This window comes from Pigmentiphaga aceris, assembly GCF_008119665.1.
Lineage (GTDB): Bacteria > Pseudomonadota > Gammaproteobacteria > Burkholderiales > Burkholderiaceae_B > Pigmentiphaga > Pigmentiphaga aceris.
Map to the genome: position 1 here is coordinate 6,051,731 of NZ_CP043046.1, position 13,886 is coordinate 6,065,616.

14 protein-coding genes and 1 riboswitch are annotated in these 13,886 nt (G+C 61.8%); of the genes, 3 read left to right on the forward strand and 11 right to left on the reverse strand.

All coding sequences use genetic code 11. The annotated features are described in order from the left end of the window. Window positions 1-52 precede the first annotated feature (52 nt). The 10 genes from metW to FXN63_RS26210 form a co-directional block, all read right to left on the reverse strand. Complete coding sequence (gene metW, locus FXN63_RS26165; protein ID WP_148819846.1) at window positions 53-700, reverse strand: methionine biosynthesis protein MetW; 648 nt, start codon at window positions 698-700, stop codon at window positions 53-55. A 56-nt stretch (window positions 701-756) separates the two neighbouring features. Continuing rightward, window positions 757-1,989, reverse strand: coding sequence for a homoserine O-succinyltransferase MetX (gene metX / locus FXN63_RS26170; RefSeq protein WP_148819848.1), 1,233 nt, complete (start codon window positions 1,987-1,989; stop codon window positions 757-759). A 77-nt stretch (window positions 1,990-2,066) separates the two neighbouring features. Further along, window positions 2,067-2,142, reverse strand: a riboswitch (SAM riboswitch). Between the two features lie 155 nt (window positions 2,143-2,297). Continuing rightward, window positions 2,298-3,167 carry a helix-turn-helix transcriptional regulator gene (locus FXN63_RS27415; protein WP_281290843.1) on the reverse strand — a complete coding sequence of 290 codons (870 nt, stop codon included), beginning with the start codon at window positions 3,165-3,167 and terminating at the stop codon, window positions 2,298-2,300. A gap of 124 nt (window positions 3,168-3,291) precedes the next feature. Beyond that, the gene (gene ptsP / locus FXN63_RS26180; protein ID WP_281290844.1) at window positions 3,292-5,019 is read right to left on the reverse strand and encodes a phosphoenolpyruvate--protein phosphotransferase; all 1,728 of its coding nucleotides are present in this window, start codon (window positions 5,017-5,019) and stop codon (window positions 3,292-3,294) included. Continuing rightward, complete coding sequence (locus tag FXN63_RS26185) at window positions 5,019-5,288, reverse strand: HPr family phosphocarrier protein (RefSeq protein WP_148818588.1); 270 nt, start codon at window positions 5,286-5,288, stop codon at window positions 5,019-5,021. The genes ptsP and FXN63_RS26185 overlap by 1 nt, the downstream gene beginning before the upstream one ends. A gap of 60 nt (window positions 5,289-5,348) precedes the next feature. Then, window positions 5,349-5,765 carry a PTS sugar transporter subunit IIA gene (locus tag FXN63_RS26190; RefSeq protein ID WP_148818590.1) on the reverse strand — a complete coding sequence of 139 codons (417 nt, stop codon included), beginning with the start codon at window positions 5,763-5,765 and terminating at the stop codon, window positions 5,349-5,351. After that, entirely contained in the window at window positions 5,762-6,721 is a 960-nt protein-coding gene (gene gshB, locus FXN63_RS26195; RefSeq protein ID WP_148818592.1) for a glutathione synthase, read from the reverse strand. Before gshB ends, FXN63_RS26190 begins: the two co-directional genes overlap by 4 nt. 464 nt (window positions 6,722-7,185) lie before the next feature. Next, complete coding sequence (locus FXN63_RS26200) at window positions 7,186-8,439, reverse strand: ammonium transporter (RefSeq protein WP_148819853.1); 1,254 nt, start codon at window positions 8,437-8,439, stop codon at window positions 7,186-7,188. A gap of 175 nt (window positions 8,440-8,614) precedes the next feature. Beyond that, a complete protein-coding gene (gene glnK / locus FXN63_RS26205) occupies window positions 8,615-8,953 on the reverse strand; it encodes a P-II family nitrogen regulator (protein ID WP_148818594.1) in 339 nt (112 codons plus the stop codon). 68 nt (window positions 8,954-9,021) lie between these two features. After that, window positions 9,022-9,759: a TorF family putative porin gene (locus tag FXN63_RS26210; RefSeq protein ID WP_148818596.1), complete on the reverse strand. Its 738-nt coding sequence runs from the start codon at window positions 9,757-9,759 to the stop codon at window positions 9,022-9,024. Between the two features lie 304 nt (window positions 9,760-10,063). Between FXN63_RS26210 and FXN63_RS26215 the strand changes: the two genes are divergently transcribed. Then, entirely contained in the window at window positions 10,064-10,369 is a 306-nt protein-coding gene (locus FXN63_RS26215) for an accessory factor UbiK family protein (protein ID WP_148818598.1), read from the forward strand. A 109-nt stretch (window positions 10,370-10,478) separates the two neighbouring features. Here the strand turns inward: FXN63_RS26215 and FXN63_RS26220 are convergent, their stop codons facing one another. Beyond that, on the reverse strand, window positions 10,479-10,979 hold the full coding sequence (locus tag FXN63_RS26220) for an invasion associated locus B family protein (RefSeq protein ID WP_222863974.1): 501 nt from the start codon (window positions 10,977-10,979) through the stop codon (window positions 10,479-10,481). 483 nt (window positions 10,980-11,462) lie between these two features. On the opposite strand from FXN63_RS26220, the gene FXN63_RS26225 reads away from it, so the two are divergent. Further along, entirely contained in the window at window positions 11,463-12,365 is a 903-nt protein-coding gene (locus FXN63_RS26225; protein WP_148818600.1) for a hypothetical protein, read from the forward strand. 125 nt (window positions 12,366-12,490) lie between these two features. Then, window positions 12,491-13,813, forward strand: coding sequence for a hypothetical protein (locus FXN63_RS26230; RefSeq protein WP_222863975.1), 1,323 nt, complete (start codon window positions 12,491-12,493; stop codon window positions 13,811-13,813). Window positions 13,814-13,886: the final 73 nt, after the last annotated feature.

The following is a 13,886-nucleotide window of genomic DNA, read 5'->3' on the forward strand; positions in this document are numbered from 1 at the left end:
GTTGGGGCTTTCGTTTTTCAAGTTTCAATATGGCGCTACGACGCCGACAAACTCACGCCAACTGCAACGCCACTGGCGACGCAAACCGATACACCGCCAGCGTGCTGCGCAGGCTTGGCATCACCCGCACTTCGCGCTCGTTGGCGAAGGTGGCGCGTTCAAGAATCTTCAGCCCCAGGCCAGTAGCCAGGTCTTCGAAATCGCGCAGCGTACACAGGTGGATGTTCGGCGTGTCGTACCACTCGTAGGGCATCTGCCGATTCACCGGCATGCGGCCGCGCAGGATCGACAAGGGGTGGGTCCAGTGTCCGAAGTTCGGGAAGGACACGATGCCTTCACGCGCCACACGCGCCATTTCGCGCAGGATGTGTTCGGTACGGTGCATGGACTGCAGCGTCTGCGACAGGATCACCGTGTCGAACTGCTGATTGCGAAACAGCGCCAGGCCGCCTTCCAGATTCTGCTGGATGACGTTCACGCCACGCCGCACGCTGGCAATCACGCCGGCGTCATCGATCTCGACGCCCACGCCATAGGTCTTGCGGGCATCGCGCAGGTGCGCCAGCAGTACGCCATCGGCACACCCCAGGTCGAGCACCTTGCTTTCCGGGCGGACCCAGTCGGCGATCTTCAACAAGTCCGCACGCAAGACGCCGGGATTCTGCCTGGATGCAGACTGAGGTGCCGATTGGGGCGTCAGTTGCGGCGTCGGCTGCGGGGTCTGCTTGGACACGGGTCGGGAAGTCTGTTGGGCGCTCACAGGGCACCTCCGGCAGGGGCATCGATCACGGCAGTACCGTTCGCCAGTCGGCTGGCCGTTCTGCCCCCGAGGTCCAATTCCTTTGCGATTCGATCGTAGTAAGCACTCACAAGTTCGTGATAGCGGGAATCGTCAAGCAGGAAGGCATCGTGGCCGTGGGGCGCATCGATCTCGGCGTAGGTCACGGGCCGGCCGTTGCGCAGCAAGGCTTCGACGATCTCGCGCGAGCGTTCGGGCGGGAAGCGCCAGTCGGTCGTAAACGAGGTCACCAGGAATTTTGCGGTCACCTTCCCCAGCGCACGCGCCAGGTCGCCCTTGGTGTCTTTGGACGGATCGAAATAATCCAGCGCGCGGGTGATCAGCAAGTAGGTATTGGCGTCGAAATAGTTCGAGAATTTCTCGCCCTGATAACGCAGGTAGGACTCGACTTCGAATTCCACGTCATAGCCATACCGGAACGCGCCATCGGCACCCGGTGCGCGCTGGGCACGGCCGAATTTTTCGGCCATGTCGTCGTCCGACAGGTAGGTGATGTGGCCCACCATGCGCGCCACCGCCAGGCCGCGACGCGGCACGGTGTCGTGCGCGTAATAGTTGCCGCCGTGGAAATCGGGGTCGGTGATGATCGCGCGGCGCGCGACTTCGTTGAAGCCGATGTTCTGCGCCGACAGGCGCGGCGTGCTGGCAACCACCACGCAGTGGCCCAGGCGTTCCGGGTAGGCAATTGCCCAGTGCAGTGCCTGCATGCCGCCCAGCGAGCCGCCCATGACGGCGGCAAAGCGTTCGATGCCCAGCTCGTCGGCCACGCGCGCCTGGGCGTTGACCCAGTCTTCCACCGTCAAGACCGGAAATGCCGCGCCGTAAGGCGTGCCGGTGGCCGGATCGATGCTGCTTGGGCCGGTAGAGCCGAAACATGAACCCAGGTTGTTGATGCCGATGACAAAAAAGCGATCGGTATCCAGCGCCTTGCCCGGGCCGACCATGTTGTCCCACCAGCCTACGTCCTTCGGGTTGTCGGCATGAATGCCGGCCACGTGGTGCGAGGCGTTGAGCGCGTGGCAGACCAGCACCGCATTGCTGCGGGCGGCGTTCAGCTCGCCATAGGTCTCGACCATCAGCGAGTACGGGCCGAAGGACGCGCCGCTGGCAAGTTTCAGCGGTTCGGCAAAATAAATGGAACGGGGCTCGACGACACCAACTGAGCCAGCAGGCAGCTGGAGTGCAGCAATATCGGAGTCAGTGCGGGAATCAGCACGGGAACCGGCATCAGAACCGGAATGCGGGACGGCAGTACGCTCGACAGGCGAAGACACGCGGCAAAACCTCTTTAGCGGAATTTATGAGGCGCCCGCAAGCGATAGCAAATCGGCGCCGAAACAGAAAGAAATTGTACACCGCGGCTCAGGACTGCATTTTTCCTGGCGCTGATACGGTGGTTCGCTGACGATGTGCGGGAAAGATATCGGACCTTCAACACCAGTTGCTCGGGCCGAGCACCTGCGACCATGATGAAAGCAATCGCCCCATCAATGCCCGTCTACAGCTCCATATTGCCCAGCAGACCCAACATCAGCGCCCGCGCCACGGCGGCCTGCTTGTTGTTGACGTTGAGCTTGCCGAACGCGTTACCCAGGTGGAAATTCACCGTTCGTTCCCGGACTTCCAGAATCTGCGCGGTTTCCCAGCTGGTTTTGCCCACCGCGGCCCAATGCAGGCATTCGGCTTCGCGCGACGACAATCGGGTGTCCACCTGCACCCCCGACAATGCAGTCGGCAGACGCTGGTGAGCATCAAGCGCCAGCAAGGCCGCGTGATTGGCAATGGCGTGGCACAACGGCAGTTCAACCATGTCCCGGGTGCCGTCAGACCAGCCGATCATCAAGGCACCCTGGGGTGACCCGGACAGACGACCTTCGACACGCAGCATCAAACCGGCTTGCACGCCGTCGAACAAAGCCGCTCGCACGTCGGCGTCGTGCACGAATCGGCCGTCTGGCGACAGACGATTCAAGGACACCACGCTTTGCGGCTCAAGCCGGGGAAGCGTGACCAGCAGCTTGCGCAGCGCGGGCATTTGCTCGGCACGCCAGCGTGGCGAACCGGCCTCGTAGACGGTACTGACTTCCGGTGCGTCAGGATTGCGATACACCACCAGCCACATGCGTGATGCGCCAAGCGCCAGACACACGCGCTGGAAAGCGCTCACCAGGTCTTTGCGTGCCAGCGCACGCGGCAGGCCGAGCAGACCGTCGAGCGCTTCGGCACAACGGCTGATCATCAAGTCCTGGGCCACAGGAGCCAGGATGCCTGGTCGGAGACGAACACCGGCCTCGACGCAGTCGGTTGCCCTGGTGTCGATGGGAAGTGCCGTTACGCCTCGGAAATGACGGGCCGGGTCTTGAGTCATGGGCAATCCCTGATGGTCGTAATATTCTGTTGCCGATTACGTCTTCAGGCAAGGCTGAAAGATATCGAGCCTTGGTCTTCTGCATTCACTTGCGAATTCTGTCGTCTACGTGCAAATCCGGCAGTCAGATGTCGAGCACGCTCAGATCGAAGGGTACGGCACGGTTCAGCGAATTGGCCAATCTGGCCCGCAACGCATTCGAATGTGCCTGCAAAACCTCTCGTTTCACTTCCAATAGTTGGTGAGGATGCATCGAAAACTGCGTCAAGCCTAGTGCCAGCAATAAGCGGGTGTACGTGACATCACCCGCCATCTCGCCACACACGGCGACTGGCTTGCCAGCTCGTGCACCGGCGTTGATGGTCTGTGCAATCAGGCGCAGCACAGCCGGATGCAAAGGATCGTACAAAGCCGCCACTTCCGGGTCGGCGCGATCGATGGCCAGCGTGTACTGGATCAGATCGTTGGTGCCGATCGACAGATAATCGAAGGCTTCCACGAAGGGTTCGATCGCAATCGCCGCCGCCGGTACTTCGATCATTGCGCCGACTTCAATCTTCTCAGCAAAAGCCTGGCCACGGGCACGCAGTTCCTGGCGAGCGGATTCGATTGCCGCATACAACCCGACCACTTCGTGCTGATGCGCAACCATCGGCACCAGCAGACGGATCGGGCCGTGCGCAGAGGCGCGCAGCAAAGCACGCAGCTGTGTCGCAAACAAAGCCGGACGCGCCAGGCAATAGCGGATGGCCCGCTGGCCCAACGCAGGATTGATCGCCACGGTCGCTTCGCCGTCGAGCGTCTTGTCGGCACCGATATCGAGCGTGCGAATGGTGACCGGCCGCCCTGCCATGGTCTGCACGACCTTGGCGTAGGCCGCATATTGCTCTTCCTCATCGGGCAGTTCGGCTCGGCCCATGAACAGGAATTCACTGCGGAACAGCCCAATGCCATCGGCCCCCGCGTCCAGCGCAGCCTGCGCTTCTTCGGGCAACTCGATATTGGCGTACATGCCGACTTCGACACCGTCGAGGGTGACAGCCGGCACATCACGCAAGGACGCCAAGTCTGCGCGAGCGAGCGCATACTGCGCCTGCAAGCCCTGGTAATGCGTCAGCACCCGGGTAGATGGGTTGATCAAGGCCACCCCGGCAATGCCGTCGACGATGACCAGGTCACCATCCTTGATCAAGGTGCGCGCGGTGTTCAGCGCCACAACTGCCGGCACACCCATGCTGCGGGCAACGATTGCCGTGTGCGATGTTGCACCACCCAGGTCGGTGCAGAAGGCCGCGAAGCGGCCGCCGCGCAACTTCAACATATCGGCAGGCGAAATGTCGTGCGCAATGACGATCAGCGGTTCGTCGCTGTCGATGCGCTTGGGCGTGGTCGCGCCTTTGTCGGTACCGGCCAGCTCGTCCAGCACACGTTCGATCACCTGACGAACATCGTTGCCGCGCTCGCGCAGGTATTCGTCTTCCATCTGCGCGAACTGCTCGGCCAGCAACTGACCTTGCGTAGTAAGCGCCCACTCGGCGTTATAACCACGCTCGCGAATCAGGCTGAGCGGTTCTTCGGAAATCGTGGCATCGGCCAGCAACAGGCCGTGCACATGCAGGAAGGCATCGAGTTCGGGGGGCGCATCGTCAGGCAGGCTTTCGGCCAGTTGCACCAGCTCTTCGCGCGCAACCGTGATGGCGCGGGTAAAACGCGCGCACTCGGCCTCGATGTCTTCGGGCGCAACGCGATAGTGCGCGACTTCCAGAGCCGCCGCGCCAAGTACGATGGCGCGACCCACCGCATAACCGCGTGACACGCCGAGCCCATGAAGAGCGAGCAGCGTGTCGCTCATCACGAACCTTCGCCGAACTTGTCGTTGAACAGGGCCACGATCTCTTCCAGTGCGCGATCGGCATCGGCACCTTCGGCATCAACGGTGACTGTCGTGCCCAGGCCGGCGGCCAGCATCATCACACCCATGATGCTTTTTGCATTGACGCGGCGTGAGCCGCGCGCAATGAAAATCTCGCATTTGAATTTGCTGGCCAGCTGCGTGAGCTTGGCCGAGGCGCGGGCGTGCAAGCCCAGCTTGTTGGTGATCGTGATATCGACTGAAGGCATCGTGGGCGGGTCTCGGGGCGAAACTAAGATGAACGACGCAGGTAAATTTTCAGAGCAGGGTCAAAGCGCAGGCGGGGCCATGCAATCGACCGTCACCATGCCTTGCACACCACCACTGCGGGCGTGGTGGGCAGCATCGGCCAGTGACAAGTGGCGGTATGTCAGCGCGCGCAACAGCATGGGTGCGTTGACACCCGCCACCAGCAAGGCTTCGTGGCCGATGGTTGCCGCCTGTTCAATCGCGCGGGTCGCCGCGTTGGCAGGGGTTGCGCCAAGCAGGTCGACGAGAACCAGCACACCGGTTCCCTGGTCGATGCGACGAATGGCGTCGAACACGGCGGCCGTTGTGGCCTCGGGGTCATCGCTGGCCCCGACATCATAGGGCAGCACGCTCTCGACCGCACCCAGGACATGGGTGCCGCAAGACAGCAACGCGGTGGCAAGCGGCGCGTGCGCGACGACCACGACGCCGATCATGACGTGGCCACGGCAGCTTCAAGTGCCTGCGCAAACATTGCGCCGACATCGAAACCGGTTTGTTCAGTGATTTCAACAAAGCAGGTCGGGCTGGTGACGTTGATCTCGGTGATGTAGTCACCGATCACGTCCAGACCCACCAGCAACAGACCGCGAGCAGCCAGGATCGGGCCCAGCTCGTTGGCCAGTTCCAGGTCGCGCGCCGACAGCGGCTGCGCCACCCCACGGCCACCCGCCGCCAGATTGCCACGCGTTTCACCCGCCATCGGGATGCGCGCCAGGCAATACGGCACCGGCTTGCCGCCGATGATCAGAATGCGCTTGTCGCCGTCCACGATCTCGGGGATGTAGCGTTGCGCCATGATGGTCTGCGTGCCGTAGGCCGTCAGCGATTCCAGGATGGCGTTGAAGTTGATCTCGCCTTCGCGCAGCCGGAAGATGCCGGTGCCGCCCATGCCGTCCAGCGGCTTGACGATCACATCCTTGTGTTCCGCATAGAACGCCTTGACCCGCGCGGCGTCGCGCGTGACCAGGTTGGGAACGGTCAGATGCGGAAACTCGCAGATGGCGAGCTTCTCGGGATGGTTGCGAATGGCCGAACCCGTGTTGAATACGCGCGCACCCTGCGCCTGGGCGCGATCGAACAACTGGGTGGCGTAGACATATTCCATGTCGAACGGCGGATCTTTGCGCATCAGCACCGCATCGAAAGACGCCAGCGTCACGTCGACCGGTGTCGATTCCGTCCACCAATCCTTGCCGTGCAGGTCTGCATCGGCAACCAGCGAAATCGGCGTCGCGCGAACCGACACTTGGCCGGATTCGACGAACAGATCATCTTGCAATGCAACACTTAACTGGTGTCCGCGTGCGTTCAACGCACGCATCATGGCAACCGACGAATCCTTGTATGCCTTGAGTTTCGGCAGCGGATCTAGAACGAGGAGTACGTGCATGGGGCCTTGCCTCGGCAAAGAGCGTGAGGCCGCGTGGATGCTGCATTGCAGCGATTCGCAACGGCGGGAACGAACGATTCTAGCGCGGCGTTGAACACCCGGTCAGCAGCTTGTGAAAACCTCGCTATCGGTTTCCCTAGGATGTCTTGAAGCACGGGAACAAAAGGCGGAGTATCCGGTTCCACGCGGTCGACAAGCCGGAACAACACGGCAGAAGAACCGCAGGCACCCAAAGAAAAATTGCACGCCGAGTACCGCGCACCCAAGCTCGATAAAAAAGCGGACCGGCCAAGCAGTTGGACGCAGCAGTCAAAAACAAGCAGCTAAAACAAAGCACCCGCATACAAAAGCTGCAGCACGAGCACCCAATTCAAAGCCTGCCGCGCACCCTTGCAGCAAAAAAAAAGGGGCGCCGAAGCGCCCCAAAAGGAGATCCCTGCCGGGGGCACCCACCCCCTGCAGGTTTAGGAGTGGTACGCCGACTCGCCGTGAGACGAGATGTCCAGACCTTCGCGCTCTTCTTCTTCAGTAACGCGCAGGCCGATCAGCGTATCCACAATCTTGTACGCAACTACAGAAACCACACCCGTCCAGACGATGGTCAGCAGAATTGCCTTCAGCTGAACCCAGACGGCACCCAGGATCGGCGCGGAGGTGATTGCACCGTCCACCAGGAGTCCCGGACCACCCAGCCACGTAGCGTTGAACACGCCAGTGAGCAAGGCCCCTACGATACCACCGACGCCGTGTACGCCAAAGACATCCAGCGAATCATCGGCACCCAGCGCACGCTTCAGACCGTTGACGCCCCACACGCAGACCGCGCCGCAAACCAGACCGATGACCAGCGCGCCCACCGGGCCCACCAAGCCAGCGCCCGGGGTGATACCAACCAGACCAGCCACTGCACCTGAAGCAGCACCCAGCATCGACGGCTTGCCCTTCAAGACCCACTCGGTCAGCACCCAAGCCAGCACAGCACCAGCCGTAGCAACCAGGGTGTTGATGAAGGCCAGCGACGCGGTGTTGTTGGCTTGCAGTGCCGAACCAGCGTTGAAGCCGAACCAGCCCACCCACAGCAGCGCTGCGCCGATCAGGGTCATGGGCAGGTTGTGCGGCGACATGGCTTCCTTGCCGTAGCCGATACGCTTGCCGATCACGTAGGCACCCACCAGACCGGCGATACCGGCGTTGATGTGCACGACAGTGCCGCCTGCGAAGTCCAGCGCGCCCCAGCTCATGATCAGGCCAGGTGCCGTTTCCGAGGCGAACCACACCATGTGGGCAACCGGAATGTAGGCGAAGGTGAACCACAGCACAGTGAACAGCAGCACGGCCGAGAAGCGGGCACGTTCAGCAAAGGCACCGACAATCAGCGCGCAGGTGATACCGGCGAAGGTAGCCTGGAACGCAACGAAGCTGAGTTCAGGAACGGTGCCCGACAGCGCGAAGTTGCCGGTGACCGGATCGAACATGCCACCCAGGAAGACCTTGCTGAAACCGCCGAAGAACGCATTGCCTTCGGTGAATGCCAGCGAGTAACCGTAGATGAACCACAGCACGACGGCCAGCGAGAAGGTCACCAGGACCTGCATCAGCACCGACAGCACGTTCTTGCTGCGAACCAGGCCGCCGTAGAACAGCGCCAGGCCCGGTGCCACCATCAGCAGAACCAGAATGGTGGAAATGCTCAGCCAGGCCACGTCGGCCTTGACCAGTTCAGGGGTTGCAGCAGCGACCACGGCTGCTGCGGCAGCTTCGGCAGGTGCGGCCGCAGCCGGTGCGGGCGTGGTTTGCGCAACAGCGCTTGTCACACCCATGAAGCCCAGGCATAGGGCTACGAGGAAAGATGCCAGATATTTTTTCATGTTGTCTGCCGTATCGTCAGAGGCTTCAGAGGGCTTCTTGGCCGGTTTCACCGGTACGGATCCGGACCACCTGTTCAAGCGGAGTCACGAAAATCTTGCCGTCACCGATCTTGCCCGTGCGCGCGGCATTCTCGATCGCCTCGATGGCGCGATCGACGAGCTCGTCGGCAAGCGCCACTTCGACTTTGACCTTGGGCAGGAAGTCGACGACGTATTCAGCGCCGCGATACAGCTCGGTGTGGCCCTTCTGGCGTCCGAAACCCTTGATTTCGGTCACGGTAATGCCCTGAACACCGATACCCGACAGGGCTTCGCGGACCTCGTCAAGCTTGAAGGGCTTGATGATGGCGGTAATGAGTTTCATGCAGTCCTCACAGTGGGTGACGATGCCACCGGCGCATCAGCTGCGCTGGCGGCCCGTATAGCTTCGAATCAGAAGGCCTTGCTGAGGCTGACGACCAGACCGGTACGGCCTGCGTCACGCCCCTTGGTCGTCAGGTACCAGTTCTTTTCGCTGGTTGCGACAACCGAAGCACCAAGCAGCCAGCCGTTCAGGTCCTTGGTCACGCCAACCTTGTAGTCAAGGTAGTGATCCAGGTCCTCGCCATTGGCATTGACCGACTTCTTGAGCTTTTGATAACCGACGTGGGCGTTTGCGCCCCAGCCGCTGCCCAGGTCGAAGTTCAGGCCCAGGTCGAGGTAATGCGTATTTTTGGTGCCCGGTGCGCCGAAGAAATCGGACACACCATGCGAGTACTTGGCAGTGAAGGGACCGTAGGTGCCCGCCACATACAGCTCGGTGTTGTCGATGGTGCCGCCCTTGGCAGCGGTCGAACCCGGGTAGTAGTAGTACAGAACACCGACGTCGTAGCCGAAGTCACCGGCCTTGCCCTTGTAGCCGCCGTAGAAGTCCATCTCGATATTGCCGCCGCCGTACAGCTCGCTGGCAACGTTGGAATTCCAGTTGCCGGCGTAGAGGCCGGACTTATGGGCAAAGTCGAAGCCCCCCTGAATGGCAGGCTTCAGATTGGTCTGCGAGAACCCGCGAAAACGGTAGTCGCTGAACAAGCCGGCATTGCCCGTGAACGTGAAATCGGGCTCGGCCTGGGCGAACGCAGGCGACACACAAAGCGCAGTCAGGATTGCAGCAAACAGCCGGGTCGTTTTCATGAGGGTGGTTCCGAAACTGAAGCAGACAGGGGGACCAGTAAGTTTTTACCGGCGACACTCTGCCTAATGCATTTCCTGTGCCATGTCGCAAAACGCTTATAAATCAACAACTTAGAAATTAGGGTATTTCCTATCCCTGTTTTGGTGCGTCACGTTTGGACACCGCCCCGCACCACCCAGGTGCATTCGAAGGCCCTGCGACCCATGACGGTGCGTTGCCCGCAGCGTGTGCAAGCGCAGCAATACAGCAATCGGCCCCGACGACTACACTGTGGTCAATCGTCACTTTCAGCAGGAAAACGCCATGACGCGCACCGCGTGGTTTGAAGAAGTGCAGAAGAACATCTCCGACCTGATCAAGCGCAGCCCGGCCGCCGACGTCGAGCGCAACGTAAAGGCCGTGTTGGGCACCGCCTTCACCAAGCTCGATCTGGTCACGCGTGAAGAGTTCGACATCCAGGCCGAATTGCTGGCCCGCAGCCGCGCGCGGCTGGAGGTGCTGGAGGATCAGCTGAAGGCGCTGGAACAGAAGGTGAACGGGCTGTCGACGCCTGTTGCATCGAGTGGGACGGCCACGCCGTCGGCACCGTTGCCGCCCAGCCTGGGATAAGACCAAGGCAGCGCACGACACCTTGCGTGTCGTGCGTGGTGAACGTCTCTTGTTGCTTGCTTATTGACGTTCACGCAGCGTCGATCAGGGATTATCGATCAGGCCTTGATCACAGCTTTGCTTCAAGCGCCAGGCGGATGGCATCGGCGCGGTCCTTGACCTCGTCGGTGTTGGTGAACGGACGGAAATTCACCGTCAGCACCCCGGCGTCAAACTTCACGCGTTCCTTGTAAGCCGAGGCCGACGCACCCGCTTCGTTGTACACGACGCTGATCTTCTTCAGCTTGTCCTTCAGCGCTGCCTTACCCATGTCGTCCTTGGTGATGTCCGCCAGCGCAACTTCGATCGGCTGGAAAATCGTCTTCACGAAGTAATCGTCTTTGGCGTAATGCTCGGCGTCGCCGGGCATGGCGATGCTGTTCCAATTGACCTCGATCGGCACATCGAACCCAGCGGCCTGCTGGATTTTCTTTTGCCAGGCGGGATACTGCTCTTTCTCGTACGTGGCGATGGCGCGGCGCTCAGCCAGGCTGGGCTGCGCCTGTGCCATGACGCCAGCGGCCGAGGCCATCAAAGAAACTGCCGCGAGACTGAGGATGATTCGACGCAAGGTAATACTCCACGGGTGGTGAGCTGAGGATGGCAAGGACGGCACAGTCACGGCTTGCCCGGCAAACCGGACGTTCACAGCGTCATTGCTCAAGGTCTGGTCCAGCGCAGCTTATCCGTATGGGCATGCCAGGTTGTGAGCGATTGCACACAGCAGCAAGGGGTGAATATCCAAGGAATTGCTGTCTACCCTCGTCAGAATCCAGGGGTTTGCGCAATAGCTTGGGCTTGCTGCCAGCAAAGTCCGGTAACTGCTGTCGCAACTTTCGACCTTCATAACGTAAATGGCGAGCCACGCTTGGCGTGCCGACATGGTTGGTTGAACAACCGCAGTGCATGGAGCAGGGATCTGGCAATCCTCCGACTGCCTTCAGTAATCGACATCCACCCTGCGCAGGGAAAACATCCCGAAACGCTCGCGTCCTTGGAGGAGCTCTTCGGTGCTGGCATGATTTCGGCGGAATCAATGTGTCGGAGACAACGCTTGCCATCGCAGCGCGCGCTCTACTCAGCCATGACGTTCTTCTCACTGACGGCGGTCGTGGTCGTGGCGCTGCGCCGTCCGTTTGACCTCGTGGGATGGGCGTGCCTCGTCGCATGTATCGGCTTTGTGGCGCTCGGCTGCCTTGCCATCGTGAAGCCGGACATCGCCGCAGGACGCCGCCGCCACAAGACTGCGGCGGCGGGCGGCTTCCCCGCCGCGTTCGAGCACGGCCACGACACGAATGAGGCGCTTGCCCCTGAACCCGGAAAAGAGGCGACTGTCGGCGAGCCATCCGACAACGAGCCTGAGGTGCTCAAGCAAACGGTGTCTGCCCTTGAGGCGGTCGGCGCGACGACGCCTGGAGAGATCGACACAACAACATTGTGGGTGGCCGCCCAGCGGATGGACCCCGGGCAGGCCATCGGTGTCCACGAGGCACTTGCCGCCCTCTCCGATTTGCACGACGCCGGACAAGGCCAGATCGGGCGCCTGATCTTCGTTCCGGCGCACACAGAGTACGACCGATCGCTCATCGCGGAGATCGTCGCCGCCACGCTCGCCGCCTTCGGCCACGACATCCGGCCGACCGATATCGGTGTCGAGCTGCCGCCCGGCGGCGGCGAAGGAACCGCCACGATTTCATTCCCGCTTGCTGACCGCATCGAGCGAGTCACCTGCCACTACCGGTGGAAGTACCCACCTGACGACCTGTTGCCCGCGTTGGTGCGCTTCACGAAGCCCGAAGCCCCCCGCGATCTCGTGTGCGCCGATCCCGGAGATCAGACGCTCTTGTATGCCGCCATCCGGGCCGGTGCACTGGACGAACTGAACCACCAGCTTCCTGGCGACCAGGACCTTTTCGACAAGGTGGAGCCGGTTGCGAAGACGGCTGGCACTGCTTGAGCAGACGGCAAGCTCACCGACATTGCCGCCGGTGCGCCCGTCGAGGTATTCGGTGTCGACGTCATCGAGCGCTTCAGTAGCGCCGCGGAAATACCGGTCGCCATTTTGAAGGAGCACGTGCGCACATGACCTTGACCACATCACTGCCGCCGAGCCGTCCAAACCGGCTGCTTCGCGCGGCCGCCTTGCTTAAGGCATGTCTGGCGATGATGGCGTTTGCGACCACGGCGGCGCTGGGTGCACCCATGACGCTCGGGTCGATGACGTTCGAAGCGCCGGATGATGCCGCCGGCTGGAAGACCTCCACGGTGAAGGGAGGTGTCCTGTTCCAGAAGGAGATCCGCCCGAAGGACGGCAGGGGCCGGAAGGCTGCGGCGATCATCCAGGTACTCGGCCCGTTCCCGGGCTCGCCCGCGACGCTGGACAAAGGGTTTGAGACCGTCGTCGGCCTGGTCAAGGGCATGGCCGCCGAACGGCCGATGAGGAAAACGGACGGCAAGACGTCGAACGGGCATCGCATCCGGACCGACTATCGCTGCTGCACGGACCTCAAGGGCTTGTCGGCAAGCCAGTGGACCGTTGGCATGTCCTCGGAAAAGCACCAGGTGGCCATGACGCTGCTCGGGCTCGACCTGCGGGGAGACGCGCGCGATGCGGTGGAAGCCGAATTCAAGGCGATGGTCCGCTCGGTGTCGCTTGCGCCTGCCGACAAGCCGTTTGGTGTGGTGCCCTCGGCCGGAGAGGGCGGACTGGACGGCGTCTACACGCATCTCAACACAGGCGTGCGGCCAAACGTCTTCGGGGGTACGGACTTCTATTCCGACAGCGAAATCACCGTGTTCGACCGGTCTGGCCTATACGCGACCGAGATTCCGAAAGGCGGCGACCTCGCGGCACACTGCCGGGCCACACCGACGGAATGCGGGGTCTACAAGTTGATCGGCGGTGGCTTGTTCGGCGGTGCCACAAAGATCGAGATGCGCGCCGTCAAGGACGGGTTCGGCACCATCGAGGCAGAGACGAAACCCTTTGCGCGCAAAGGCGACGACCTGTCGATCGACGACGGAGACTACAGACTCCTGAAACCCTTCCCGGCCGGCACGACGTTCAACGGGAGCTGGCGCTACTTCTTCGCGTCGGCGGGCACGACTGCCCTCTCGTCCGGCAGTGTGTCCAGCGAAAAGATCCTGCAGTTGTCTTCCAATGGCACGTTCCGGCGCACCGGATGGTCGGGGGCAAGCACGACGAACGACACGGGCGGCGGGACGACGGGTGTCACGACCGGGTCCGCGCGGCCGGCGGCCAGCGGGCGTTACCAGATATCGGGGCACACGATGACGCTGACAGGTGACGACGGCAGAACCGAGCGCCTATCGGTCTTCGCGCCGGATCGCGGGTCCGACAAATTGCTGGTGATCGACGGCTCGAACTACCTGAAGCGTGAGTGAACGCGTGATGCGGAGGTGCTTGCATGAGCAGGACAAAACCGCCCCACCCCACCTAGTCCGATCCGCGTTGCCT